Source organism: Sphaerisporangium viridialbum (assembly GCF_049674955.1).
GTDB lineage: Bacteria > Actinomycetota > Actinomycetes > Streptosporangiales > Streptosporangiaceae > Sphaerisporangium > Sphaerisporangium viridialbum.
The window spans coordinates 7,747,829-7,771,959 of the sequence record NZ_CP187232.1 but is presented as its reverse complement, the minus strand read 5'-3'; the positions used below and the strand labels follow the sequence as shown (position 1 = coordinate 7,771,959).

Annotated in this window: 23 protein-coding genes; 16 read left to right on the top strand and 7 right to left on the bottom strand. The window is 70.3% G+C overall.

Annotated features, from left to right (window positions below):
• Window positions 1-50: 50 nt before the first annotated feature.
• Window positions 51-1,373 (bottom strand): pectate lyase family protein, encoded by a 1,323-nt coding sequence (locus ACOZ38_RS34955; protein ID WP_424535305.1) that lies wholly within the window; start codon window positions 1,371-1,373, stop codon window positions 51-53.
• 132 nt (window positions 1,374-1,505) lie between these two features.
• Window positions 1,506-2,426: a 5-dehydro-4-deoxyglucarate dehydratase gene (locus ACOZ38_RS34950; RefSeq protein ID WP_424535304.1), complete on the bottom strand. Its 921-nt coding sequence runs from the start codon at window positions 2,424-2,426 to the stop codon at window positions 1,506-1,508.
• Window positions 2,427-2,669: 243 nt separating this feature from the next.
• On the opposite strand from ACOZ38_RS34950, the gene ACOZ38_RS34945 reads away from it, so the two are divergent.
• From ACOZ38_RS34945 to ACOZ38_RS34905, 9 genes are all read left to right on the top strand, one after another.
• The gene (locus ACOZ38_RS34945; protein ID WP_424535303.1) at window positions 2,670-3,572 is read left to right on the top strand and encodes a carbohydrate ABC transporter permease; all 903 of its coding nucleotides are present in this window, start codon (window positions 2,670-2,672) and stop codon (window positions 3,570-3,572) included.
• Window positions 3,573-3,583: 11 nt separating this feature from the next.
• Window positions 3,584-4,462: a carbohydrate ABC transporter permease gene (locus tag ACOZ38_RS34940; protein ID WP_424535302.1), complete on the top strand. Its 879-nt coding sequence runs from the start codon at window positions 3,584-3,586 to the stop codon at window positions 4,460-4,462.
• A gap of 25 nt (window positions 4,463-4,487) precedes the next feature.
• Complete coding sequence (locus ACOZ38_RS34935) at window positions 4,488-5,795, top strand: ABC transporter substrate-binding protein (protein WP_424535301.1); 1,308 nt, start codon at window positions 4,488-4,490, stop codon at window positions 5,793-5,795.
• A 103-nt stretch (window positions 5,796-5,898) separates the two neighbouring features.
• Complete coding sequence (locus ACOZ38_RS34930) at window positions 5,899-7,050, top strand: enolase C-terminal domain-like protein (RefSeq protein WP_424535300.1); 1,152 nt, start codon at window positions 5,899-5,901, stop codon at window positions 7,048-7,050.
• Window positions 7,044-7,820: an NAD-dependent epimerase/dehydratase family protein gene (locus ACOZ38_RS34925; RefSeq protein WP_424535299.1), complete on the top strand. Its 777-nt coding sequence runs from the start codon at window positions 7,044-7,046 to the stop codon at window positions 7,818-7,820. The genes ACOZ38_RS34930 and ACOZ38_RS34925 overlap by 7 nt, the downstream gene beginning before the upstream one ends.
• 40 nt (window positions 7,821-7,860) lie before the next feature.
• Window positions 7,861-8,643, top strand: coding sequence for an IclR family transcriptional regulator (locus ACOZ38_RS34920; RefSeq protein ID WP_424535298.1), 783 nt, complete (start codon window positions 7,861-7,863; stop codon window positions 8,641-8,643).
• Between the two features lie 89 nt (window positions 8,644-8,732).
• Window positions 8,733-9,545 (top strand): 5-dehydro-4-deoxy-D-glucuronate isomerase, encoded by an 813-nt coding sequence (gene kduI / locus ACOZ38_RS34915; protein WP_424535297.1) that lies wholly within the window; start codon window positions 8,733-8,735, stop codon window positions 9,543-9,545.
• Window positions 9,545-10,291, top strand: a complete 747-nt coding sequence (locus ACOZ38_RS34910; protein WP_424535296.1) for an SDR family oxidoreductase — start codon at window positions 9,545-9,547, stop codon at window positions 10,289-10,291. The genes kduI and ACOZ38_RS34910 overlap by 1 nt, the downstream gene beginning before the upstream one ends.
• A 50-nt stretch (window positions 10,292-10,341) precedes the next feature.
• Window positions 10,342-11,106 carry an IclR family transcriptional regulator gene (locus ACOZ38_RS34905; protein ID WP_424535295.1) on the top strand — a complete coding sequence of 255 codons (765 nt, stop codon included), beginning with the start codon at window positions 10,342-10,344 and terminating at the stop codon, window positions 11,104-11,106.
• A 22-nt stretch (window positions 11,107-11,128) separates the two neighbouring features.
• Here the strand turns inward: ACOZ38_RS34905 and ACOZ38_RS34900 are convergent, their stop codons facing one another.
• A complete protein-coding gene (locus ACOZ38_RS34900) occupies window positions 11,129-12,079 on the bottom strand; it encodes a sugar kinase (protein ID WP_424537140.1) in 951 nt (316 codons plus the stop codon).
• Between the two features lie 83 nt (window positions 12,080-12,162).
• On the opposite strand from ACOZ38_RS34900, the gene ACOZ38_RS34895 reads away from it, so the two are divergent.
• Window positions 12,163-12,348 carry a tautomerase family protein gene (locus ACOZ38_RS34895; protein ID WP_405140382.1) on the top strand — a complete coding sequence of 62 codons (186 nt, stop codon included), beginning with the start codon at window positions 12,163-12,165 and terminating at the stop codon, window positions 12,346-12,348.
• Window positions 12,349-12,425: 77 nt separating this feature from the next.
• Here the strand turns inward: ACOZ38_RS34895 and ACOZ38_RS34890 are convergent, their stop codons facing one another.
• The gene (locus tag ACOZ38_RS34890; protein WP_424535294.1) at window positions 12,426-13,922 is read right to left on the bottom strand and encodes a sodium:solute symporter family protein; all 1,497 of its coding nucleotides are present in this window, start codon (window positions 13,920-13,922) and stop codon (window positions 12,426-12,428) included.
• Between the two features lie 134 nt (window positions 13,923-14,056).
• On the opposite strand from ACOZ38_RS34890, the gene ACOZ38_RS34885 reads away from it, so the two are divergent.
• The 6 genes from ACOZ38_RS34885 to ACOZ38_RS34860 all read left to right on the top strand — a co-directional run bounded on the left by ACOZ38_RS34885 (window position 14,057) and on the right by ACOZ38_RS34860 (window position 20,715).
• The gene (locus ACOZ38_RS34885) at window positions 14,057-16,603 is read left to right on the top strand and encodes a DNA translocase FtsK 4TM domain-containing protein (protein ID WP_424535293.1); all 2,547 of its coding nucleotides are present in this window, start codon (window positions 14,057-14,059) and stop codon (window positions 16,601-16,603) included.
• A gap of 97 nt (window positions 16,604-16,700) precedes the next feature.
• Entirely contained in the window at window positions 16,701-17,441 is a 741-nt protein-coding gene (locus ACOZ38_RS34880; RefSeq protein WP_424535292.1) for a helix-turn-helix domain-containing protein, read from the top strand.
• Window positions 17,442-17,587: 146 nt separating this feature from the next.
• On the top strand, window positions 17,588-19,000 hold the full coding sequence (rimO, locus tag ACOZ38_RS34875; protein WP_424535291.1) for a 30S ribosomal protein S12 methylthiotransferase RimO: 1,413 nt from the start codon (window positions 17,588-17,590) through the stop codon (window positions 18,998-19,000).
• Complete coding sequence (gene pgsA / locus ACOZ38_RS34870; RefSeq protein ID WP_424535290.1) at window positions 18,997-19,602, top strand: CDP-diacylglycerol--glycerol-3-phosphate 3-phosphatidyltransferase; 606 nt, start codon at window positions 18,997-18,999, stop codon at window positions 19,600-19,602. Before rimO ends, pgsA begins: the two co-directional genes overlap by 4 nt.
• Complete coding sequence (locus ACOZ38_RS34865; protein WP_424535289.1) at window positions 19,599-20,096, top strand: CinA family protein; 498 nt, start codon at window positions 19,599-19,601, stop codon at window positions 20,094-20,096. Before pgsA ends, ACOZ38_RS34865 begins: the two co-directional genes overlap by 4 nt.
• A gap of 253 nt (window positions 20,097-20,349) precedes the next feature.
• Window positions 20,350-20,715: a helix-turn-helix domain-containing protein gene (locus ACOZ38_RS34860; RefSeq protein ID WP_363912264.1), complete on the top strand. Its 366-nt coding sequence runs from the start codon at window positions 20,350-20,352 to the stop codon at window positions 20,713-20,715.
• Window positions 20,716-20,815: 100 nt separating this feature from the next.
• On the opposite strand, the gene ACOZ38_RS34855 is transcribed toward ACOZ38_RS34860, so the two are convergent.
• Genes ACOZ38_RS34855 through ACOZ38_RS34845 form a run of 3 tightly spaced genes read right to left on the bottom strand, consistent with a single transcriptional unit; the run spans window position 20,816 to window position 24,103 of the window.
• Window positions 20,816-21,607 (bottom strand): DNA-formamidopyrimidine glycosylase family protein, encoded by a 792-nt coding sequence (locus tag ACOZ38_RS34855; protein WP_424535288.1) that lies wholly within the window; start codon window positions 21,605-21,607, stop codon window positions 20,816-20,818.
• Between the two features lie 7 nt (window positions 21,608-21,614).
• Window positions 21,615-22,064, bottom strand: coding sequence for an RrF2 family transcriptional regulator (locus tag ACOZ38_RS34850; protein WP_405140372.1), 450 nt, complete (start codon window positions 22,062-22,064; stop codon window positions 21,615-21,617).
• Window positions 22,065-22,084: 20 nt separating this feature from the next.
• Window positions 22,085-24,103, bottom strand: coding sequence for an endonuclease/exonuclease/phosphatase family protein (locus ACOZ38_RS34845; RefSeq protein ID WP_424535287.1), 2,019 nt, complete (start codon window positions 24,101-24,103; stop codon window positions 22,085-22,087).
• Window positions 24,104-24,131 lie beyond the last annotated feature (28 nt).

Sequence of the window (24,131 nt, the reverse complement as noted above, 5' to 3'; positions counted from 1 at the left end):
TCCCGTGGACCGTCAGGCCGTTCGCGGCGTGACGGTCCACGGGAAGGGTGTCAGCGCAGGCGTCCCGCGCCCGCCAGGAGCGGCACCGTGAGGGGCACCAGCACCGCCGGGTCGACCTTGGTGTGCAAGGTGGGGGTCCAGCCGACGTCGCCGGTGAGGTCGGGGTCGTGGGTGGCGTTGTGGGCCGAAAGGATGTCGACCCTGCGTGTGGTGGCCCCGCTGGTCACGAGCGTGCCGGTGGCGTGGATCGCGGTGCCGCCCCAGTTGTAGATGATCTGGTCCGCGCCGACGCCCTGGCCGAGGCGGAAGTAGTTCTCCTCGGCGTAGATCTTCGACTGCACGCCGACCCCGAAGCTGTAGACGTACCCGGCGCCCGCGGGGACGTTGTAGAAGTTGTCGTACACGTGCACCTGGCCGAACCTCACGCGGGGCGCCCGCTGGAGGATCGTGTCGAACACGTTGTGGTGCACGGTCACGTTGAGCTTGCCCGAGTCGGTGGCCGGGTTGTTGGTGGAGCCGATCAGCATGGTCTTGTCGTGGCCGGCGAAGCGGTTCCACGACACCGTGGCCAGGTTCGACCCATTGGTGATGTCCAGCTCGCCGTCGTGCACCTGGTACGGCCGCCCGAAGTACAGCGGCTGCGCGGAGTCGGGGTTGGCGCCGTCGTCGAAGCTGTTGTGGTCGGCCCAGACGTGCGTGGATCCGGTGACCGAGATGTTGTCGTAGAGCGAGTTCCAGTTGCCCTCGTCGCCGTCGGTGGGATCCCACTGGGGGAAGCAGTCGTAGGCGTCCTGGAACGCGATGTTCCTGATGATGACGTTGTCGGCCTTGTCGACGTGCAGGTTGAGGCCCTTGATCACGGCGTGGCCCAGCCCGGCGATGGTGGTGTTGGAGCCGACCTTCGGCCTGATGCGGGCGGTCTGCCTGGCGGACGAGGCGGCGCGTGCGTCCTCCAGCGGCCCGGAGGGCTCGGTGTCACGGCCCCACACCGCCGGGTCGTACGCCGCGAGGTAGGCCGGGAGGGTGTAGCCGTCCACCGCGTAGTCGTCGCAGCCGAGCTTGGCGCCGGTGTCGTCGGTGTTGCCGTCGATGACGCCCTTCACGTAGATGATCTTCGGTGTCGCGTCCCCTCCGGCGAGGGCGGCGACCAGCTCCTTGCGGTTCGTCACTGTGTGGACGTGGGCGTCGTCGGCCGCGGAGCCGCCGGTCGTGCCGGTGGTCGCGGCGGCCCATCCGTCGTTGGCGGGCAGCGTGCGCCGCCCCAGCGGCACCGCGCCCCCGGTCGAGGCCGAGGCCGGGACGGGGACGGTCGCGAGCGCCGCCGCGCACAGGCCTGAGGCGAGCACGGCCGTCGTTCTCAGAAGTGTTCTCATGGGGTACCTCCTGGGTCAGGGAGGCTCCCGCTCTGGCCGAGGGAGGGCCTCCAGGCGGTAGGGGCCCGTGCGGCGCGTCACCGCAGGGTCCCGGTGGGCGCCTCCCCGAGGCGCGGCGCCCAGGTGCGTGGGTCAGCGTTCCTCGATCACCTCAAGGGCGCGCTCGATCAGCTCCGCGAGCCGCTTGATCTGTTCGGGGGCGGGCTCGGTGAGCGGGACGCGCGCGGGGCCCACGTCCAGGCCGCGCAGCCGCACGCCCGCCTTGACGAGCGAAACGGCGAACCCGGAGCCCTGGCGGCGCAGCTCGACCAGCGGCCGGTAGAACTCGTCGATCAGCACGTTCACCGTCGCGTCGTCGCCGCCGAGCAGGGCCCGGTGGAAGGCCATCGCGACGGTGGGCACGAAGCAGAAGACCGCCGAGGAGTAGCGGGTGATGCCGAGCCCTCGGTAGGCGAGCGCCGACATCTCCGCCGTCGGCAGCCCGTTGAAGTAGAGCAGCTCGCCGGAGGCCGAGCGGACGGCGCTGATGGTGCGCTGGAGCAGGTCGAGGTCGCCGTACCCGTCCTTGAAGCCCACGATGCGGGGATGGCGGGCGAGGGCGGCCACGGTGTCCGGCTCGAAGACGGCGTTGTCGCGCTGGTAGAGGATGACGGGCAGCCCGGTGGCGTCGGCCAGCGTCTCGTAGTGGCGGCGCAGCCCCTCCTGGTCGGGCTGGACAAGGTAGGGCGGCAGGGCGAGCAGCCCGTCGGCCCCCGCGGCCTCGGCGGCGGCGGAGAACCGTGACGCCAGCGCCGTCCCGTACCCCGTGCCGGCCACGACGGGCACGCGCCCGGCGCTCTCCTCGACGGCGGCGGCGACGCAGGCCGCGTAGTCGTCCAGGTCCAGCGAGGGGAACTCGCCCGTGCCGCAGCAGGCGAACACCGCGCCGCACCCCGCGGCGACGCCGTCGCGCACGTGGCGGCGGAAGGCGTCGAGGTTCAGCCGCTCCCGGTCGTCGCACGGTGTGACGGGGAAGAACAGCAGCCCGTCGAGCCGATCCACCAGCGCAGTCATGCGGTCCTCTCTCGCGTACACATTCAAGAACTGTATTCACGTATATGAACATCAGGAACGTATGACCGGGAGACCCCGCCAGTCAAGGGAGCGGCGGAAACGCGCGGGCCGCCCCGTCGAAATGCTTTGGTTACCTGGCGAAGGGTTGACAGTTCGCGTATGGCGTTCCTACGTTGACGGCGCGTACACGAATGTGAACGTCATTCAAGAATGTGTCACGTCGCCGATGGAACGGAGGTCGAGGTGGCTCTGGCCAGGACACCCCAGGCGAGGGGGCGCCCACGGGCCCTGCGCTGGGCCCCGTACCTGCTGATCTCGCCGACGGTGCTGCTGATCGCGGTGTTCCTCGTCTACCCCATCGGCAGCGTCCTGTACTACAGCTTGCAGCACTACAACCTGACGAAACCATGGGCCAACGGCTTCGCCGGCCTGGACAACTTCAGGGAGATGCTGTTCCAGGACCCGCTGTTCTGGTCCAGTCTGGGCTTCACCGCCAAATGGGTGGTCGTGGAGATCGTTCTCCAACTCCTCCTCGGCCTCGCCCTGGCGCTGATGGTGAATGAAAGTTTCATCGGCCGGGGCCTCGCACGCTCGATGGTCTTCTCGCCGTGGGCGGTCTCCGGAGTGCTCACCACGGGCATCTGGATCCTGCTCTACAACCCCACCACCGGCATCGTGCGCTACCTCGGCGCCCCCGAGGCGGCCGTGCTCGGCAATCCGGACACCGTCTTCGGCGCGGTGGTCATCACCGAGCTGTGGCGGGGCGTGCCGTTCTTCGCGATCCTGCTGCTCGCCGGCCTGCAGGGCATCCCCGGAGAGCTGTACGAGGCGGCGGCGGTCGACGGGGCCGGCCGTACGCGCCGCTTCTTCCACGTCACGCTCCCGCACCTGCGGGACGCCATCGTGCTCGCGACGCTGCTGCGCTCTGTCTGGGAGTTCAACAACGTCGACCTGATCTACACGCTGACGGGCGGCGGCCCGGCGCAGGTCACGACCACGCTGCCCCTGTACGTGGCCCAGCGCGCGATCGACTCCAAGGACTTCGGGTACGGCTCCGCGCTCACGACCGCCGGGTTCGTGATCCTGCTGTTCTGCTCGCTCCTCTACCTCCGGCTGAGCCGGTTCGGCGCGGACCACAAGGGATGAGGGAGGGTTCCATGGCAACCGAGGTCATCGCGCGGCGCCCCGCCCACGCGCGCGCCGGCGCCGCCCCCGGCTCGCGCCGCAAGGACCGGGGCAGGGTGCTCCGCCTGTACGTCCCGCTGGTGCTCTACCTGGTCTTCACGCTGATCCCGTTCTACTGGATGATCGTCTTCGCGCTGCGGCCCACGGGGTCCACCGCGCCGGTGCCGTGGCCGATCACCTTCGAGCACTTCGACACCGTCTGGAATGACATCGGCTACGCCGTCTTCTTCAAGAACAGCGTGATCGTCGGCGTGCTGTCGCTGTTCTTCACGACGGTGGTCGCCCTCATGGGCGGGTACGCGCTGGCGCGGTTCCGCTTCCGCGGCCGCACGTTCTTCATGATCGCCCTGCTGTGCACGCAGTTCATCCCCGGCGCCATGATGCTGATCCCCCTATTCACCATCTTCAGGGGGCTTGGGCTCATCAACTCCCTGTGGAGCCTGGTGGTCGCCGACACGGTGTTCAACCTGCCGCTGTCGATCATCCTGATGAGCGGGTTCGTCACCGCGGTGCCCTTCCAGGTGGAGGAGGCGGCGCTGGTCGACGGCTGCACGCGGACGCGGGCGTTCTTCGCGGTCGTGCTCCCGCAGCTCCGGCCCGGGCTCATCGCCGTGGGCTCGTTCGCCTTCATCCACACCTGGAACAACTTCCTGTTCGCGCTGATGTTCATCAGCAGGCAGGACAACTTCACGATCCCCGTCGGCCTCAGCTACACCATCGGCGAGTACAGCGCCGACTTCGGGGCCCTGGCGGCGGGTGGCGTGGTAGCGGCCGTACCCGTCGTCTGCGTGTTCGCAGTGATTCAGCGCTATCTGGTGTCCGGCATCAGCGCCGGCGCCGTGAAGGGATAGCCCCCCCGCCTGGAGGACACCACCCATGAGAACCATCACGAAGGTCCGCGCGGCCGGCCTCGCCGTCCTCGCCCTGTCCGTGACCGCGACGGCCTGCGGGCCGGACTCCGCGAGCGGGGGACCGGACAAGACGACGATCACCTTCTGGGACAACAACGGAGGCGTGCGCACGCCGGTCTACCAGGAGCTGATCAAGCGGTTCGAGAAGGCGAACCCCACGATCCACGTCGAGTACGTCGGCATCCCCATCGCCTCCGTGCAGCAGAAGTACGACACCGCGGTCGCGGGCGGCGAGACGCCCGACGTCGGCGGCGTGACCACCAGCTACCTCGCCAACCTCACCGGCCAGCAGGCGCTCGAACCCGCCGACGACTGGCTGGCCAAGAGCCCCGTGAACGGCAAGCTGCTCGACAGCATGCTCACCTCCATCAGGCAGACCACCCCGGACGGCAAGCTCTACCTGGTGCCGGCGACCTCCAACCTCGACGTCGTCTGGTACCAGAAGGAGAAGCTGGCCGCGGCGGGGGTCGAGGCGCCGAAGACCTGGGATGAGTTCTTCACGGCCGTGGACAAGCTGACCAAGGCCCCCGACCGGTACGGCTGGACGATCCGCGGCGGCGCGGGCTCGATCTTCCAGCTCCTGGCCGAGGCCTACGCGTACTCCGGGGTCACCGAGTTCTTCGACGCCTCGGGCAAGAGCACGGTGAACGACCCGAAGAACGTCGAGCTGGTCACCAAGATCGCCGCGCTGTACAAGAAGGACACCCCCGAGGCCGACGTCACCAACGACTTCCCGAAGATGGTGGCCCAGTTCACCAGCGGCAAGGTCGCGATGATGCACCACAACCTCGGGTCCTACAACGACCACGTGAAGGCGTTCGGCGCGGACAAGATCGACGCCTTCCCGATGCCCGTGGGGGCGTCGGGCAAGCGCACCATCGTGGCCAACCCGGTCGACGGCTTCGCCGTGTTCAAGAACAGCGAGCACAAGGACGCGGCCTGGAAGTTCGTGGACTTCCTGGTCTCCAAGGAGAGCAACGGCTACTGGAACCAGCAGACCGGCCAGATCCCGGCGAACAAGGACGCCCAGGCGGACTCCTGGCTCAGCGAGCGGCCGTACCTCAAGAACGCGGTCGAGGTGCTCAGCGACCCGGCAACGGCGGTCGTCTCCCCGCCGTACTACCTGCCGCAGTTCTCCTCGGTCACCAAGGCCGACACCGAGCCGCTGTTCCAGAAGGTGCTCCTCGGTCAGATGAAGCCGCAAGAGTTCCTGGACACGATGGCCCAGAAGCTCACCGAGGCGCAGGCCGAGTGGAAGCAGTCCCACTCCTAGCCGGCCGGGGGCCGGGGCCCGCGCGCACCACCTGACCGTGGGCGCCGGTGCCGGCCCCCGCCGGGCACGTACGGAAAGGCAGTCACCGAAGGAGAGGAGCGTCATGGCCGTCATCGAGCGGGTCACCGTCACGGTGTTCACGACCGTCACGAGGTCGGTGGTGGACGGGCACGGGCACCGGCATCCCGGGCCGCCCCGGGAGGTCACCGAGGCCCTGCTGGAGATCACCGACAGCGACGGCGCCAAGGGCTACTGCCTGGGGCAGGCCGAGACGCTCAGGGACAGCATGATCCAAGCCCATGTGCGCCCGGTGCTCACCGGGCAGGACGGCCTCGACCGCGAGCGCCTGTGGCACGCGATCGCGCGGCGCCAGCGCGGCGCGCAGGGCAACCTCACCGACCGTCTGCTCAGCGCCGTGGACCAGGCGCTGTGGGACCTCGCGGGCCGCAAGCTGGGCCTCCCGGTCTGGAAGCTGCTCGGCGGCGCGCGTTCCACGATCCCCGCGTACGCCAGCACCATGTGCGGCGACGACATCCCGGGCGGCCTGGCGTCGTTCGCCGACTACGCGGACTTCGCCAAGGACCTGGTCGCGCGGGGCTACCGCGGCATCAAGCTGCACACCTGGATGCCCCCGATGCCGCACGGCGTCGACCTGGACATCAAGGCCTGCCAGGTCGTGCGCGAGGCGGTCGGCCCCGACGTCGCGCTGATGCTCGACAGCAACCACTGGTACAGCCGCACGGAGGCGCTCAGGCTCGGCCGGGCCCTCGACGAGCTGGACTTCGCCTGGTACGAGGAACCGATGGAGGAGGCGTCGGTCCAGTCGTACAAATGGCTGGCCGACCAGCTCGCGACCCCGATCCTCGGCCCGGAGACCTCCTGGGGCAAGCACATGGCGCGGGGGGAGTGGGTGGCGGCGGGCGCGTGCGACATCCTTCGCGTCGGCGTGGTCGGCTCGGGCGGAGTCATCCCGGCGCTGAAGGCCGTGCACACGGCCGAGTCGTTCGGCATGGGCTGCGAGATCCACGGCAACGGCTCGGGGGCGCTGGCGGTCATCGGGGCGACCCTGTGCGGCCAGTGGTACGAGCGCGGCCTGCTCCACCCGCATTCGGACTACGACGATCCCCCGCCGCACCTCCGCTCGATCGTCGACCCGCTGGACGAGTCGGGGAACGTCGCGCTGCCCACGCGGCCGGGACTCGGCGACGATCTTGACTTGGACCACATCGCCGCCCATACGGTGGCGACATGGTGAAAAACATTCTGGTGACCGGTGCCGCGGGGAGCATCGGCGCGTGCCTGACCAGTGGGCTCCCCGAGTACGGTCACACGCTGAGGCTGCTGGACAGGACTCCCATCCACAACGCAGACAGCAGCCAACATGAAGTGATTTGTGGTGATATTTCGGACCCAGCGGTGCTGGAGCAGGCCATGAAGGGGATCACGGCCGTCGTCCACCTGGCCGGCATCCCCTCGACCTCCGCGACCTTCGAGGAGCTGCTCACGGCCAACATCGAGGGCACCTACCTCGTCTTCGAGGCCGCCAGGCGGGCCGGGGTCGAGCGCGTCGTCTACGCCAGCAGCAACCACTCCGTGGGCTTCACGCCGCGCGGGGAGCTCGTGCCGGCGGACACCCCCGTGGCCCCCGACTCGCACTACGGCGTCTCCAAGGCCTACGGCGAGGCGCTCGGCCGCTACTACTCCGACAGGTACGGCATGCGGGTGGCGGCCCTGCGCATCGGCACCTTCGACCGGCGCCCGCCGAACGCCCGCGCGCTGGCCACCTGGATCAGCCCGGGTGACATGGTGCGGCTCGTCCACGCCTGCCTGACGGCGCCGGACCTGACGTACGCCCCGGTCTGGGGGGTCTCGGCCAACACCCGCGCCTGGTGGGACCCCGCCCAGGGGGCGGCGCTCGGGTACGAGCCGAGGGACGACGCCGAGGTGTACGCGGCGGAGTTCCCCGAGCTGGACCACGCCGATCCGGAGTACGCCTGGGTGGGCGGTCGCGTCATCGAGGAATGACCGGCGACAATGGAGGTACCGTGCCGCAGGGAGGACGCACATGACCGAGCAGGGAACCGCGGTGCCGCACGTCAAGTCCGCCGTGCGGACCGTGGAGCTGCTCGACTTCTTCGCCCAATACCCTGGCCTGCACAGCCTCTCCGACCTGCAGGGCAAGCTCGGCTACCCCAAGAGCAGCCTCCACGCGCTGCTGCGCACGCTGGTGGGCCTCGGGTGGATCGAGACCGACGTCACGGGCACGCTCTACCGCATCGGCATGCGCGCGCTGCTGGTCGGCGCCACCTACATCGACGGTGACCCGGTGGTCCAGATCGCGCGCGACGCGCTCGACTGGCTCGCCGAGGTCACCGGCGAGACCGTCCACCTCGCCCGGCTCGACCACTTCGACGTCGTCTACCTCGCGACCCGGGCCTCCCGCCACTACCTGCGGCCCTTCACCAGGGTCGGCCGCCGCCTCCCCGCCAGCACCACCTCGCTCGGCAAGGCGATCCTCGCCACGCGCGACGACGCCGCGGTGTCGCGCCTGCTCCCCGCCGAGCTGCCGAGACTCACCAAGAACACCATCGTCGACCAGGGCCAGCTCATCGCCGACCTGCGCCGCATCCGCAAGCGGGGTTACTCCATCGACCGCGAGGAGAACACCGAGGGCCTGCGCTGCTTCGGCGTCGCGCTCGACATCGCCTACCCGCCCCGCGACGCCGTCAGCGTCTCGGTGCCCGTCCCCCGGCTGACGGCCGGCCGCGACAAGGAGATCGCGGCCTGCCTGCTGGAGGCGCGCGACCGCATCGAGGTCGCCGCCCGCGGCGTCCGCCGCACGTACTGAAGACCCGTCCCGCCTCAGCTTGACCTCCCCATGCCTGAAGTTGTTCTATATAGCAATACTGCATTCTATGTAACGGAATAGGAGGCGTGGTGGAGGTACGGCACGCGACCGCACCGGACCAGGTGCCGGGCATGACGACCGACCGGCTCAGGAGCCGTTTCCTGGCGGAGGATCTCTTCGTTCCCGGAGAGGTCCGCCTGGTGTACTCCCACGAGGACCGCATCGTGATCGGGGGAGCGGTCGCCGGTGACGCGCCGCTGGAGCTTCCGTGCCCCGGCCCGCTCCGGGCCGGGTACTTCCTCGAACGCCGGGAGCTCGGCGTGGTCAACGTGGGCGCCCCCGGCACGGTCACCGTCGACGGCACGGCGTACGAGCTGGGCGCCAAGGAGTGCCTGTACGTCGGCAGGGGAGCGCGTGCGGTGTCGTTCACCGGCGGCGCGTTCTACCTGGTCTCCACCCCCGCGCACGCCTCCCTTCCGACGGTCAAGGCGGGCCTCGAGGACGCGGACCCCGTGCGGCTCGGCTCGCAGGAGGGGTCGAACGACCGCACGATCAACAAGTACATCCACGCCAAGGGCATCCAGAGCTGCCAGCTCGTGCTCGGCGTCACCGTGCTGGAACCCGGCAGCATGTGGAACACCATGCCGTGCCACACCCACGAGCGGCGCACCGAGGTCTACCTCTACTTCGACCTCCCCGAGGACGGGCGGGTGGTCCACCTCATGGGCGAGCCGGACCAGACGCGCAACCTGATCGTGGCCGACCGCCAGGCCGTGATCTCGCCCTCCTGGTCGGTGCACTGCGGCTTCGGCACCCGCAGCTACGCCTTCGTCTGGGCGATGGGCGGCGAGAACCAGGCCTACGACGACATGGAGCAGGTCGCGATCGGCGCGATGCGGTGATGTTCTCCCTCGAAGGCCGGACGGCGCTGGTCACCGGCACCCGCACCGGCATCGGCCGCGCGGTCGCGGCCGGCCTCGCGAGGGCGGGGGCCGACGTGGTCCTGCACGGCCATCGCGACGACCTGGACGAGGTGGAGGCCGAGGTCCGCAAGGCGGGCAGGGAGGCCTGGCGATGGGTCCTCGACCTGTCGGACCTCGCCGGGCTTCCCCGGGCGGCCGAGGAGCTCCTCGCGCGGCACCGCGTGGACATCCTGGTCAACAACGCCGGCATCATCCGCAGGGCGCCCGCGGCCGAGCACACCTACGCCGACTGGAAGGCCGTGCTCGACGTCAACCTCGACGCGGCCTTCCTGCTCACCCAGGCCGTCGGCCGTTCCATGCTGGGCCGCGGCTCCGGCAAGATCATCATGATCGCGTCGATGCTGTCCTTCCAGGGCGGGATCAACGTGGCCGGGTACACCGCGGCCAAGCACGCCGTCGCGGGCCTCACCCGCACCCTGGCCTGCGAGTGGGCCGCGGGCGGGGTGCAGGTCAACGCGATCGCCCCGGGCTACATCGCCACCGGCAACACCGAGGCGCTGCGCGAGGACCCCGGCCGCGAGCCGGTGATCAGGGCCAGGATCCCGGCGGGGCGCTGGGGCACGCCCGACGACCTCGTGGGCGCCTCGGTCTTCCTGTCCTCGCGCGCCTCCGACTACGTCAACGGCCACGTGCTGGCCGTCGACGGCGGCTGGCTCGCCAGGTGACGCCACCGGCGCGGACCGTACTACGGGGTGCCTGTTAGTAGGCTCGGGACGTGGTCAGGGAAGGCAGCTCCATCGACAAGGCGCTGGCGGTGCTCGAGGCGATCGCCGAGCACCACCGCGTGACCGACATCGCCGCGGCGACCGGCGTCTCCAAGTCGACCGTTCACCGCATCCTGCAGTCGCTCGTCGAGTGGGGGTTCGCCCGTCCCGACGGCGCCGGAGGGTACGAGCCCGGGCCGCGCATCCTCACCCTGGCGGGCAAGGTCATGAGCCGCTTCGACCCCGCGCGGCAGGCCTCGGCCGCCCTGCGGGCGCTGCACGAGAGCACCGGCTACACCACCCACTTCGGCATCCGCAGCGGCGACGAGGCGGTCTACGTCGACAAGCTGGAGGGCCGCAGGCCCTACCAGATGCCCTCCAGGGTGGGCATGAGCCTGCGCCTGCACAGCACCGCCATCGGCAAGGCGATCCTCGCCGAGCTGACCGACGAGGAGGTCCGCGGCGTCGCCGTGCGCACCGGCCTGCCAAGGCTGACCCCCGCGACCCTGACCGGCGTGGACGAGCTGCTGGCCCACCTCGGCAAGGTGCGGGCGCGCGGCTACGCCATGGACGACGAGGAGAACGAGCCCGGCATCCGATGCGTCGGCGCGGCCGTCTTCGACCACACGGGCCGGGTGCTGGGCGGCATCTCCATCTCCTCCCTCGCCATGGACATGGAGCGCGAGGTGCTGGAGGATCTGGCCCCCGTGGTCACCTCCGCCGCCCGCGACGTCTCGCTCGCCCTCGGCGCCCCGGCCGCGGCCGTCGCCCGCTGACCCGCCGGGGCGGTCGGAGCCGTCACGCCGAGGCCGCGTCCGACGTCCCCGAAAGCTCTCCGAGCAGCCGCCGGATGTCCTCCGGCGTCGCCACCCGCCCGGTGCCTCCCTGCCCTTCCAGGCTGACCGCCGCGGCGGCCGTGCCCGCCCGTACGGCCTCGCCGAGCGGGTCGCCGGCGGAGAGCCTGGCCGCGACCGTGCCGGCGAAGGCGTCGCCCGCCCCGGTCTGGTCCACGATCAGCCCCGCGGGCACGGCGGGGATCTCCACGGGCGGCCCGCCGTCCCGGTCGCTGAGCAGCACGCCGTCCGCCCCCCGCGTGACGGCCACGGCACCCGCGCCGAGCCCCAGGCACGCCCGTACGGCCTCGGCGGGGTCGCCGGTGCCGAGGAGCGGGAGACTGTCGCCGGGGCACGAGGGGGTGACCAGGGCGGCGTACGGGGCGATCTCCGCCAGCACGCCGGCCGCGGCCTCGGCGCCGGTCAGCCGCGACCGGTAGTTCGGGTCGTAGACGACCTTGCCCCCCGCCTCGCGCACGACCTCGGCGGCGTGGAGCACCGCGTGGGCGCAGGAGGCCGACAGGGCGGCGGTGACGCCGCTGACGAGCAGCACGGAGGTCTGCGCCAGGGGTGCCGCCGAGACGTCCGACGGGCCCATCCTGGAGGCCGCGCTGCACGCCCGCATGTAGCCGAAGGCGCGCTCCCCGCTCGGGTCGGCGCCGACGGCGTAGGCGCCGGTGGAGCCGGTGCCCCTGCGCATCCAGCGGGTGTCGACGCCGTGGGCGGCGGCGAAGCGGATCAGCCGCTCCCCGAACTCGTCCTCTCCGACCAGCGTCACCAGGGCGACGTGCGCGCCGGTCGCCGCCGCCGCCACGGCCGCGTTCAGCGCGTCACCGGAGAAGGACAGGTGAAAGGTGTCCGCCTCGGTCAGGGGAGCGGACGCCGAGAACTCGACCAGCGGCTCACCGATCACCATCACGTCCACGACGAACTCCTTCTTGGTTCATGTAGTGGAATTTGGTTTCATGTGATGCAACAGATGCCGAATCGGAGGACATCATGCCAAACATCACCGTGGAAATGCTGTCGGGGCGGACCATGGACCAGCGCCGCGACTTCGTGGCCGCCGTGACGGAAGCCGCCGTCGACATCCTGAAGGCGCGCAAGGAGTCCGTCCGCATCGTCTTCTGGGAGATCGAGAAGTCCGACGTGGCCAACGGCGGCACCATGGAGTCCGATAAGTAACTATAAAAGCCGATAAATGGGGTGGGGGAGGTGGTCACCTCTCCCACCCCATCCGGGCGAACGGTGCGGGCGCCCAACTACGCGGTCACCGTGGCGCGGTCGGGCGCGGGGTCGGTGCCGAGCGAGTCGACCAGCTCGTCGCGGTCGGGGCGGTTCTCCGGCTTGAGCAGGCCGATGAGCACGTACAGGACCAGGGACGTCACCAGCGGTGCTGCGACCACCAGCGTCTGGTTCGCCGAGGCGATCACCCACTTGACCACGGCCCAGACGCCGAGGCCGGCCGCCCAGGAGACGATGGCCGCCGTGGGGCCGCTGCGCCTGAACCACGGGAGCAGGCCGAGCATCAGCGGGATCGAGATCGGCCCCATCGTGGCCGCCACGACGTCCACGACGATCTTCAGCACCACCCCCTGGCCCTGGGTGGCGATCGCGATCGTCATGCTGACCGCCACGAACAGGAACGTCGTGACCCTGGCCAGCCTGAGCGCGCCCCCGGCCGTCAGCGTCCTGACCCGCCGCATGAAGACGGGCAGGATGTCACGGGTGATCACCGCGGAGATCACGTTGGCGTCCGAGGACACCATCGCCATCGTGTGCGAGAAGAACCCCGCGAGCACCAGGCCGATGAGGCCCGCCGGGAGCAGCTCCTGCGCCAGCCGCACGTAGGACTGGTCGGAGTTGGTGAGCCCCGGCACGATCAGCGGGGCCGCGAACATCGGGATGAACAGGACCAGCGGCCAGAGCAGCCACAGGGCGCTCGACAGCAGCGCGGCCTTCTTGGCCTGCGAGCCGGACGGCGCCCCCATGTAGCGCTGGGCGAGGTTCCACATGCCGCCGTTGTACTCGAACGTCTTGATCAGCAGGAACGCGAAGAAGTACGTGGTGGTGTAGGGCCCGGTCAGCGGGTCGCCGTGCCCGGGGGGAAGCTCGCCCCACATGGTCCAGAGCGCTGACACGCCCCCGAGGTGCCCGAGCACGGCCACGAACATGACGACGCCGGCGACGGCCTGGATCACGAACTGCCCGAAGTCGGTCAGCACGTCGGCCCACAGGCCGCCCACCGTCACGTAGATCACGGTCACCGCACCGGTGATCGCGATGCCGTACTGGATGGGGATGCCGGCGAAGCCCTTGAGCAGCACCGAGATGGCGACCCACTTGGCGGCGATGTCCACGACCTTGAGCAGCGCGCCGCTGTAGGCCATGACCTGCTGGGTGGGCAGGTTGTAGCGCCGGGTCAGGTACTCCAGCGGCGAGACCACGCCGTGCTTGGACCTGAGCCGGTTCCACCGGGCGGCGAACAGGAAGGCCCCGATGCCGACGCCGATGCCGATCGTCATCGCCCACCAGACGTAGACGGTCAGCCCGTAGTCGTAGGCGACGGCTGCGAACGCCACGAACATGACCGCGCTGTAGCCCGACATGTGGTGGGAGATCCCCGAGAGCCACCAGGGGATCCTGCCCCCGGCCGTGAAGTAGTCGATGACCGTCCTGATGCGGTTCTTCGACCACATCCCGATGGCGACCATGACCACGAAGTAGGCGCCCAGCACGGACCAGTCGAGTGCGGACATCAGTCCTCCTTCCAACTTCCCATTGGATGGAGATTCCATTACATGAAACATGATGTCAATACATAGAACACAATCCTGTGAAGGCTCGGCGCGTCCACGCGCGTCGGGCCCGCCTCATGCGTACCCTCGGTACCATGGCCACCCGTACGTCGAAAAGCACCCCCAAGGGGTCGGCGAAGCGGTCCACGTCGTCGCGTACTTCCCCCGCCAAGCGGCCGACCGGCACGCGGGCCTCAGGCGCACGGGCGGGCGGCCGACCGCCCGCCCGCCGCCCGGCATCCGCGCCTCCCGACCCGATCAGCTGGGTCTTCCTGGCGATCGGCAAGCTGTTCATCGGCGTGTGGCTGCTCTTCGCGAACGGCATCGGCACCGCCGCGCGCGCCTTCGGGCAGCAGGCGCGCGAGCTCGACCCGGCCCACCGCCGCGACGGCCTCGGCCTCGCGGTGCTGGGCGGGGCGATCGTCCTCGCCGCGATGACCTGGCGCACCACCCACGGGACGTTCGCGACGGTGGTCGACGCCGTCATGCGCGGCGCCCTCGGGTCCCTGGCCTGGTCGGTGCCCATCCTGCTCGCGCTGGTCGCGTGGCGCCTGCTGAGGCATCCCGACCAGAACGCCGACACCGGGCGCATGATGATCGGCTGGACCGCGCTGCTGGCCGGCCTGCTCGGCATCATCCACGTCGCGCACGCCACGCCGTACCCGTCGGGCCCGGCCAAGACCGACGGCATGGACAAGGTCTCGGCCGCCGGGGGCATGATCGGGTTCATCGTCTCCGCGCCGCCCGCCAGCATCCTGCCGTCGTTCATCACGATCCCGCTGCTCCTGCTGCTCTCGGGGTTCGGGATCCTGGTGATCACCGCCACCCCGGTCCACCGGGTGCCCGAGCGTCTGGCCGAGATCCAGCACATGCTGTTCCAGAAGAGCGGGGGAGAGACTCCGGCCAAGACCGGCGGGCGCGTCAGGCGCCCCCGCAAGCCGCGCGGCTCCTCCTCCGGCACGGGCAAGGACGGCGAGCCCGAGCTCGGCGAGCACATCAAGCCCTACGACACCCCGCTCATCGCCGACGCCCCTGGCAAGGTCTCCGACCACTCCCCGGAGATCGTGCCCGGCCTGGTGGACGAGGACGAGCCGCCGGAGCCGCCGCGCGTCACCGAACCTCCCCATCCCTCGCCGGCGCCGCGCAAGGTCGAGCAGCTCGTGCTCTCGCCGCAGGCCGGCCCGTACGCTCTGCCTGACCTGCAGGTGCTGCGCCCGGGCAGTGCGCCGAAGCCGCAGACCAAGGCGAACACCATCGTCGTCAACGCGCTGAGCAGCGTCCTGGAGCAGTTCACCATCGACGCCCAGGTCATCGGGTTCACCCGGGGCCCGACGGTCACGCGGTACGAGATAGAGCTGGGGCCGGCGGTCAAGGTCGAGAAGGTCACGGCCCTCACCAAGAACATCGCCTATGCCGTTAAATCGGCGGATGTCCGCATCCTGTCCCCGATCCCCGGCAAGTCGGCGATCGGGGTCGAGATCCCCAACACCGACAAGGACCTGGTCAGCCTGGGCGACGTGCTCCGCTCCCAGGTGGCCCAGGCCGACCACCACCCGATGATCGTGGGGCTCGGCAAGGACGTCGAGGGCCGCACGATAGTGGCCAACCTCGCCAAGATGCCCCACCTGCTCATCGCGGGCGCCACCGGCGCGGGCAAGTCGGTGTGCGTCAACGGGCTCATCACCTCGATCCTCATGCGGGCCACGCCCGACGAGGTGCGCATGGTGCTCGTCGACCCCAAGCGGGTCGAGCTGAACACCTACGAGGGCATCCCCCACCTGATCACGCCCATCATCACCAACCCGAAGAAGGCCGCGGAGGCCCTCGAATGGGTCGTCGGCGAGATGGACCGCCGCTACGACGACCTGGCCGCGAGCGGCTTCCGGCACGTGGACGAGTTCAACAAGGCGGTGCGCGCGGGCAAGCTCGTGCCCCCGCCCGGCAGTGAGCGGGTCTACCAGCCGTATCCCTACCTGCTCGTCATCATCGACGAGCTGGCCGACCTGATGATGGTCGCCCCCCGTGACGTCGAGGACTCCATCGTCCGCATCACCCAGCTCGCGCGCGCCGCGGGCATCCACCTGGTCATCGCCACCCAGCGCCCGTCGGTCGACGTCGTGACCGGCCTGATCAAGGCCAACGTGCCCTCCAGGCTGGCGTTCGCGACCTCCTCGCTCGCCGACTCCCGGGTCATCCTCGACCAGCCGGGCGCCGAGAAGCTCGTCGGGCAGGGCGACGCGCTCTTCCTGCCGATGGGCGCCAGCAAGCCCATGCGCCTGCAGAACGCCTTCCTGTCGGAAAAAGAGATCAACGACATCGTCTCCCACTGCAAGGCGCAGATGCAGGTGGAGTACCGCGACGACGTGGCCGCCGCGGCGACGGCCAAGCGCGAGATCGACGAGGACATCGGCGACGACCTCGACCTGCTCGTGCAGGCCGCCGAGCTGATCGTCTCCACGCAGTTCGGCTCCACCTCGATGCTCCAGCGCAAGCTGCGCGTGGGCTTCGCCAAGGCCGGCCGCCTGATGGACCTGCTGGAGAGCAGGAACGTCGTGGGCCCGAGCGAGGGCTCCAAGGCCCGCGAGGTCATGGTGAAACCCGATGATCTGCCCGGTCTGCTCGCCGACTTGCGGGGAGAGTGACCCCTCCGCGACCGTCCCCCTCGATAACTGGTTGAATGTGAATGACTACGCATCGTCGGAATACGGGCGCAGCGCAGGTGCACGGCGAGGGGGACGTATGAGCATTGGAGTGACGCTGGCCGCGGCACGCAACGCGGCAGGCATGACGGTCGCTCAGCTGAGCGGCCGCACGCGGATCAGAGAAACGGTCATATACGCCATAGAGCGAGATGACTTCTCGCTCTGCGGGGGCGACTTCTACGCGAGAGGTCACGTCCGCAACATCGCCAAGACGCTCGGGCTCGATCCCGACGCCATCGTGCACCAGTTCGACGAGGAACACGGAGGTGTGCCGCGTCCTGTGCGCGCCGCGGCGGTCTTCCAGGCCGAGAGCACGATCAAGCTTCGCGACCGCCGCAGCCCCAACTGGTCGACCGCGATGGCGATAGCCCTCGCCATCGTCGCGGTCTTCGGGGTGACCCGGGTGATGAGCGGCTCGGGGGAGCCGCTCGCCACGGGCGCGGACAAGCCGACGCCCACCCCGAAGGGGTCCACCACGGCCAGGCCCTCCACCAACTCCAAGGCGGCCAAGCCGGCGAGCGACCTGGTGACGCTCCAGGTGAAGGCCAACAAACCGTCGTGGGTGGAGGTCAGCGACAGCAAGGGCAAGCAGATGTTCCGCGGCACCATGCCCGCGGGGCAGACGTCCACCTGGAAGACGCACAAGGAGATGCGGGTCACCATCGGCAACGCCGGGGGCGTCGACCTGCAGGTGAACGGCAAGCACGTCGGCGTTCCCGGCAAGGTCGGGCAGCTCGTGCGCAGGTCGTTCGGCCCGGAGGAGCCCGGCTCCAGATGATCCCGGGGCGCGGCCGGGCCTGACCCCGGTCGCCTCCCGGCGGCGCCGCTCGGCATGGGCCGGGGGCGCCGCTCACGGCGGCCGGGGGCGGAAGAACGGGGGGAGTGCGCCAGGCGGTGGCCAACTCCCGATACCGTAGAGCCATCATGTCTTCCCGCCGAACCGCATCGCTGATCACACTGGGCTGCGCGCGCAACGAAGTCGACTCCGAGGAGCTCGCCGCGCGCATGGAGGCCGCCGGGTGGCAGCTCGATGACGACAACCCCGATGTCGTCGTCGTCAACACCTGTGGCTTCATCGACTCGGCGAAGAAGGACTCCATCGACACGCTGCTCGCCGCGTCGGACTCCGGCGCCAAGGTGGTGGCGGCCGGCTGCATGGCCGAGCGCTACGGCAAGGAGCTGGCGGAGGCGCTTCCCGAGGCCTCCGCCGTCATCTCCTTCGACGACTACACCGACATCGGCGCGCGTCTCGACGACGTCCTCGACGGCCGGCCGCTCAAGCCGCACAGCCCACGCGACCGCCGCACGCTGCTGCCCATCAGCCCCGTCGAGCGCTCCACCGGAGCCTCCCACGCCCACATCCCCGGCCACGGCGAGCTGCCCGAGGGCCTCGCGCCCGCGAGCGGCCCGCGCACCCTGCGCAAGCGCCTGTCCGGCGGTCCCGTCGCCTCGCTGAAGCTCGCCTCCGGGTGCGACCGTCGCTGCACCTTCTGCGCCATCCCCGCCTTCCGCGGCGCCTACGTCTCGCGCCGTCCCGACGAGCTGCTGGCCGAGGCCGCCTGGCTCGCCGGTCAGGGCGTCAAGGAGCTGGTGCTCGTCAGCGAGAACTCCACCTCCTACGGCAAGGACCTCGGCGACCTGCGCGCCCTGGAGAAGCTCCTGCCCGAGCTCGCCGCCACCGACGGCATCGAGCGCGTCCGCGTCAGCTACCTCCAGCCGGCCGAGCTCCGCCCCGGCCTCATCGACGTGATCGCGGGCACCGAGGGCATCGCGCCCTACTTCGACCTGTCCTTCCAGCACGCCAGTGGGCCCGTCCTGCGCCGCATGCGCCGCTTCGGCGACCCGCGCCGGTTCCTCGACCTGCTGGAGACGGTCCGCGACCGCGCCCCCGAGGCCGGCGTGCGCTCCAACTTCATCGTCGGCTTCCCGGGGGAGACCGAGGCCGAGTTCGCCGAGCTGGTCGGGTTCCTCGACGAGGCCCGCCTCGACGTCATCGGCGTCTTCGGCTACTCCGACGAGGACGGCACCGAGGCCGCGCGCCTCGGCGCGAAGCTCGACCAGGAGACCATCGACGAGCGGGTGGCGGCGCTCACCGAGCTCGCCGAGGAGCTCACCGCCCAGCGCGCCGAGGAGCGCATCGGCACCGAGATCGAGGTGCTCGTCGAGGAGGACCTGGGCGACGGCGGCTACGAGGGCCGTGCCGCCCACCAGGGCCCAGAGGTCGACGGTTCCGTGACCGTCCAGGGCATCGGCCTGCTGCCCGGCCAGATCGTGCGCGCCACGGTCGTCGACGCCGAGGGGGTCGACCTGATCGCCCGCATCAAGGCCGGACCATGACCAACCCGCCGGAGATCGGCACCGAGCCGATGGTGGAGTCCGTGGCTCGGCAGGTCAGCCCGTGGAACATCGCCAACGTGCTGACCGTCCTCCGGCTGGTGGTCGTCCCGTTCTTCGTCGCCTGCTTGTTCGTCGAGGGCGCCGGCTGGCGCACCGCGGCTCTCATCGTCTTCCTGCTCGCCTCCCTCACCGACCAGCTCGACGGCTGGCTGGCCCGGCGGTACGGGCTGATCACCGACTTCGGCAAGATCGCCGATCCCATCGCCGACAAGGCTCTGATCGGCGCGGCTCTGGTCACGCTGTCGGTGCTCGGCGAGCTGCCCTGGTGGATCACCGTCGTGATCGTCGTCAGAGAGATCGGCGTCACCGCCCTGCGTTTCGCGGTGATCCGCCACGGCATCATCCCCGCCAGCTACGGCGGCAAGGTCAAGACCGTGCTGCAGATCGTGGCGATCGCGCTCTACATCTTCCCCGGCGTCCCCGGCCCGTTCAGGTGGGTCGCCATGGGGCTCGCCCTGGCCGTCACCGTGGTCACCGGGCTCGACTACGTCATCCGTGCCCTGCGGCTGCGCAAGGTCGCACAGAAGGCGCGCGGCGGATGACCTCGGCCGCCGCCGCCGACGTGCTGTCCCTCCTGGTTCGCGGGAAGGCCACGGTCGCGGTGGCCGAGTCCCTCACGGCCGGGCTCATCGGCGCCACGCTCACCACGCCCAGTGGGGCCTCCGCCGCCTTCCGGGGCGGGGTCATCGCCTACGCCACCGACCTGAAGGCCGCGATCCTCGGCGTCCCAAAAGATCTACTCGATCGGGAGGGTGCGGTCCATCCGGACGTCGCGGCGGCCATGGCGGCCGGCGTGCGCGCGCTCGCGGGCTCCACGTACGGGCTGGCCGTGACCGGGGTCGCCGGGCCTGACGAGCAGGACGGCAAACCGGTCGGCACGGTCCACATCGCCGTGAGCGGCCCTGAGGGCGCCATTTGGCGGCGAGACGCGCTTTTCCCGGGATCTCGGGAAGAGATCCGTGAAAGTACGGTGCGGGAGGGTTTGGATCTCCTGAGAGGTGTGCTGGAGGCGCAAATGGGGGAACATTCCGGATGATTACCGCGTTACGTCACCAGCGAACATGCTCCCCACGGTCTGCCGCCCTGTTGGTCGATGCGGGTACGGTGGAGCTGTGAGTGAGGTTCGTGACCCATCGGTGAGGAGCAGGTCCGGCGTACGCCCGGCAAAGGGGCCGAGCGAACCAATGATGACGGCGAGGAGCATGTACGAAGGGCATTCGAAAAACGGGCGATACGAACCGACCGCGCGGAGCGTCGTGAAGACGCCTGCGCCCGGGAGGGAGCGACAGATGGTCCTGCTGCGTCAGCTGCTCGGTGACGTGCTGCGGCGGCTGCGGGTGCGGCAGGCACGCACCCTGCGAGAGGTTTCCACCCTGGCACGTGTCTCCCTTGGCTATCTGTCCGAGGTGGAGCGTGGCCAGAAGGAGGCGTCCTCGGAGCTGCTCGCCTCGATTTGCGGTGCCCTCGGTGTGCCGCTCTCACAGGTGCTCCGTGAGGTTTCCGACCAGTTCGCGCTGGCCGAGCTTCAACACGCGCCCGTTCTGGCCGATGCGCCCGAGCACGAGCGTCTTCCTGTCTCCGAGACCGTGTCCAGCACGATCTCGGGCCCCGAGTTCGACGGTTTTCCCGAAGTCAAGGACATGGTCGCCGCGTAGTCGCCGCGGTCGCCGGCTTTCCGTCCTGATGAGCTGGACTGTCACGGGTGTTTGACTCGTGGTGGTCTGTGTTTCGCACGCTGTCCGGTGACCGGGCCCGCTAGCGGGGCTGGCAGGCGGGGCAGTAGAACACCACTCTTTCGTATGGCTGCGCCCCGAGTTCACCGCCGACCATCTTGTTCCCGCAGCGAAGACAGGGCCGCCCGGCCCGGCCGTACGCCCAAAGGCGCCTTCCTGGGCGCTGGTCGCCCGTGGTCAGCGGACCGCCCGCGTTGTCCTTGCTCGCGTCCAGCAGCCTGTGGGCGAGCGCCATCATCTTCTCGAGGTTCTCCACCTCTCCGACGCGCCTGAACGGCGACACCCCCGACAGGAACAGCGTCTCGGCCCGCCAGATCGTGCCGATGCCCGCCACGTTGCGCTGATCGAGCAGGGCGTCCCCGATCGTCGCGTCCGGATGGCTCGCGATGTTCCGCGCCGCCCGCTCCACGTGCCCGGAGCCCCAGCCGGGGTCGAGCAGGTCGGGCCCCAGATGGCCGACGACCTGGTGCTCCCGGTCGGTGGGCAGCAGGTCGACCATGCCGAGCCTGGTCCCGACCGCCTGCCACCGCTCGTTGGCGAGTACCAGCCGCACGACGTCGCCCCTCCGGACGTGCGCGCCCACGGGGTGGATCCGCCAGCTTCCGTCCATGCGAAGGTGCGTGTGGACGGTCAGCCCGCCGTCGATCCTCGTGAGCAGGTGCTTCCCGCGTGACACGGTCGTGAGCACCGCGCGGCCCGTGAGGTCCGCCGTGGCGTACCTGGGCACCCTGAAGTCCGACCGGGTGAGCACCCGCCCGTCGAGGGCGGCTCGCAGCCTGGCGGCCGTGCGGTAGACGGCATCGCCCTCGGGCATGGCGCGGTCAGTCCCAGGCGGCCGGGTCGGCCGCGAGCTCCATCACGCGCTCGGGCAGGGCGTCGGCGGCGATCTGGTCCAGGGTGACCTCCTCCAGGATCGCGCGCTCGCTGGCGCGCAGGGCGATCCACACCTGCTGGAGGGAGCGGGCCGCTCCCCGGTAACCGACGTGCTCAGGTCGCTCGCCACGGACGTTGGCCAGCGGCCCGTCCACGGCGCGGATCACATCGGCCAGTGAGATCTCGGTCGCGGGCCGGGCGAGGACGTAACCACCCTCGGGACCTCGCTGGCCGCGGACCAGACCCGCCCGGCGCATCTGGAGCAAGATGTTCTCCAGGTACTTGGGGGGCATTTCCTGTTCCTTGGCCAGCTCGCCCACCGTGGTGGGGCCGCTGCCGGAGGCGGCCAGCTCTGCGGCGGCTCGAAGGGCGTAGTCGACACGGGCGGAAAGACGCATGTTGTCGATTATCCCGCCTGCTAAACCCTGGTTACGCGCAACCTCACCACAACGGGCAGGTGATCTGAGAAACCCACGCGCGGCACCCGCGCCTCGACCGCCGTCAGACCCCGGCTCACCAGCACGTGATCTATGCGTTTGACCGGATCGTCGGCGGGGGATGTATTGGGATTTCCCAACGCCGTCAGGGGGTCCGAGAGCCCCGCGGCCTCCAGCACGCGCATCTCGGGGTCGGTGGGTGTGGTGTTGAGGTCTCCCGCCAGCAGCACGGGCCGGGGCCCGCTTCCGGCCGGCGTTTCCGTCGTGGGCGTACCGGGTCGGGGCTCCAGCGCGCCCGGCGCCGAGGTCCCGGCGCTCTCCGCGCTCATGCCCGCCGCCAGGTCCCGCGCGATGGCCGCGACCTCGGGCGCCTGGCCGGGCGGAGCCTGGAGGTGGGTGTTGACGATCCCGACCTCCTTCCCGCCGACCTCGACGACGACCGCCTGGGCCTGCGCCCCGGTGGGGTAGTCGTGCCCGCCCAGCGGATGCGAGGCGATCTGCCTGATCGGCAGGTTGGTGATGATCGCGTCACCCCACAGGCTGTCGGCGGCGGGGGCGAAGTGGTACCGCATGCCGAGCCCCCTGGCGATGCGCGCCAGGTCGTCGTGGCCGCCGTTGAGCAGCCAGCCCCGGTCGACCTCGCTCAGCAGCACCACGTCGGGACGTTCGCTCCTCGCCCAGGCGGCGACCTTGTCCAGGTCGAGGGTGCCTTTCAGCCCGAACCCCATCCGGATGTTGTAGGCGACGAGCGTGAACTCATCCCCGGTCCTGGCCTGTACGGCCGGCAGCGGCTGCCAGGTGAGGGCGGCGACGACCGCCGCCGTGGACAGTGCCGAGATCTCGAAACGGCCCGCTCGGGGCTGCCCGGTGTGATCGGCCGTCCTTCCTCTGCCCGCCAGGAGGGCCGGCACGGTGAGCAGGCCCGTCAGCAGCCCGGGCACCGCGCTGTTGGCGAAGCCCAGGTCGGTGTCATAGGCGGCGTAGTAGAGGAAGACCGAGGCCAGGAACACGAGCATCCCGCCGAGCAGCGCGAGCCCGCTCCGCCGGGGCGACCGGGCTCCGGGCAGCCCGGCCATCCCGAAACAGGCGCCGAGGGCGGGCGCCATTAGCACGGCGAGGGGCAGCGCGGAAGAGACGACCAGGATGACCGAGGTCAGCGGCAGCTGGACGATCATGATCCAGCGCTGACGAGGGGGCCGAGCGGCGAACAGGACCATCAGGAACTGCGCGCAGACCAGCGCGGCGACGATCAAGGCGGTCTCCCACGGGTTCCGCCCGCTGCCTCCGGGATAGTCCGCCAGCCCGACCGTCGTGAGGTACATCCCGTGCAGCACGATGAAGGGTCCGAACGCCAACCACACCCCGGCGGGGGCCACGTCCCCGGCCGTGGGCGCCAGCCGTACCGACCAGGCGAAGGCGGCGCACAGGACGAGAACGGCGAGCCAGGGGAGCGGGCCGTCGCGCCACACCAGGTCGAGCTGGCCGAGCGCGAGATGGACGATCGCCGAGGCCGCGAGCCCGGCGGCCAGTCCGGCGGGGACGATCGTACGCGGGGACGTCAGCGCGCAGCCGTACAGGAAGACCAGGCCGAACGAGACGCCCGCGCTCGCGACGTAGAGCTGGGCCGAGCCGCCGTCCGTCGCCTGGAGTAGCAGGCGGTCGGCGGCCAGGAGGATCGCGCCGCCGAGCACGACGAGCCTTGGGGAGACCAGGCGAGAGAGGGGAGCTGCGGCGAGCGGCAGGACGAACCGCAGGGCCGCGTACATCCCCATCTGCTCGGGCGGGGTGTCCCCGGCGCGGCCGAAGAGCGTGATGAGCGACGGCAGGAACACCCGCAGCACGTCGGTGAGCAGCAGGACGCCAAGTGCGAGGGCGATCACCGCGATCTGGTGGCCGGTCGGCGTGCCGGGTCTCAGCCTTGACAGGGGGGCGGCGCGCCCGGCCCGGGCCATGGGATCGGTGGTGGACTCGGTGGTGGACTCGGCTGCGGGCTCGCCCATGAGGCCTCTCTTCGACTAAGACATGAGT

Bases quoted from the DNA above. Each gene is read 5' to 3' on its own strand.
- ACOZ38_RS34955 (WP_424535305.1), bottom strand. From the start codon at position 1,373: ATGAGAACACTTCTGAGAACGACGGCCGTGCTCGCCTCAGGCCTGTGC.
- ACOZ38_RS34950 (WP_424535304.1), bottom strand. From the start codon at position 2,426: ATGACTGCGCTGGTGGATCGGCTCGACGGGCTGCTGTTCTTCCCCGTC.
- ACOZ38_RS34940 (WP_424535302.1), top strand. From the start codon at position 3,584: ATGGCAACCGAGGTCATCGCGCGGCGCCCCGCCCACGCGCGCGCCGGC.
- ACOZ38_RS34935 (WP_424535301.1), top strand. From the start codon at position 4,488: ATGAGAACCATCACGAAGGTCCGCGCGGCCGGCCTCGCCGTCCTCGCC.
- ACOZ38_RS34930 (WP_424535300.1), top strand. From the start codon at position 5,899: ATGGCCGTCATCGAGCGGGTCACCGTCACGGTGTTCACGACCGTCACG.
- ACOZ38_RS34925 (WP_424535299.1), top strand. From the start codon at position 7,044: ATGGTGAAAAACATTCTGGTGACCGGTGCCGCGGGGAGCATCGGCGCG.
- ACOZ38_RS34920 (WP_424535298.1), top strand. From the start codon at position 7,861: ATGACCGAGCAGGGAACCGCGGTGCCGCACGTCAAGTCCGCCGTGCGG.
- ACOZ38_RS34910 (WP_424535296.1), top strand. From the start codon at position 9,545: ATGTTCTCCCTCGAAGGCCGGACGGCGCTGGTCACCGGCACCCGCACC.
- ACOZ38_RS34900 (WP_424537140.1), bottom strand. From the start codon at position 12,079: ATGGTGATCGGTGAGCCGCTGGTCGAGTTCTCGGCGTCCGCTCCCCTG.
- ACOZ38_RS34895 (WP_405140382.1), top strand. From the start codon at position 12,163: ATGCCAAACATCACCGTGGAAATGCTGTCGGGGCGGACCATGGACCAG.
- ACOZ38_RS34890 (WP_424535294.1), bottom strand. From the start codon at position 13,922: ATGTCCGCACTCGACTGGTCCGTGCTGGGCGCCTACTTCGTGGTCATG.
- ACOZ38_RS34885 (WP_424535293.1), top strand. From the start codon at position 14,057: ATGGCCACCCGTACGTCGAAAAGCACCCCCAAGGGGTCGGCGAAGCGG.
- ACOZ38_RS34880 (WP_424535292.1), top strand. From the start codon at position 16,701: ATGAGCATTGGAGTGACGCTGGCCGCGGCACGCAACGCGGCAGGCATG.
- rimO (WP_424535291.1), top strand. From the start codon at position 17,588: ATGTCTTCCCGCCGAACCGCATCGCTGATCACACTGGGCTGCGCGCGC.
- pgsA (WP_424535290.1), top strand. From the start codon at position 18,997: ATGACCAACCCGCCGGAGATCGGCACCGAGCCGATGGTGGAGTCCGTG.
- ACOZ38_RS34865 (WP_424535289.1), top strand. From the start codon at position 19,599: ATGACCTCGGCCGCCGCCGCCGACGTGCTGTCCCTCCTGGTTCGCGGG.
- ACOZ38_RS34860 (WP_363912264.1), top strand. From the start codon at position 20,350: ATGGTCCTGCTGCGTCAGCTGCTCGGTGACGTGCTGCGGCGGCTGCGG.
- ACOZ38_RS34855 (WP_424535288.1), bottom strand. From the start codon at position 21,607: ATGCCCGAGGGCGATGCCGTCTACCGCACGGCCGCCAGGCTGCGAGCC.
- ACOZ38_RS34850 (WP_405140372.1), bottom strand. From the start codon at position 22,064: ATGCGTCTTTCCGCCCGTGTCGACTACGCCCTTCGAGCCGCCGCAGAG.
- ACOZ38_RS34845 (WP_424535287.1), bottom strand. From the start codon at position 24,103: ATGGGCGAGCCCGCAGCCGAGTCCACCACCGAGTCCACCACCGATCCC.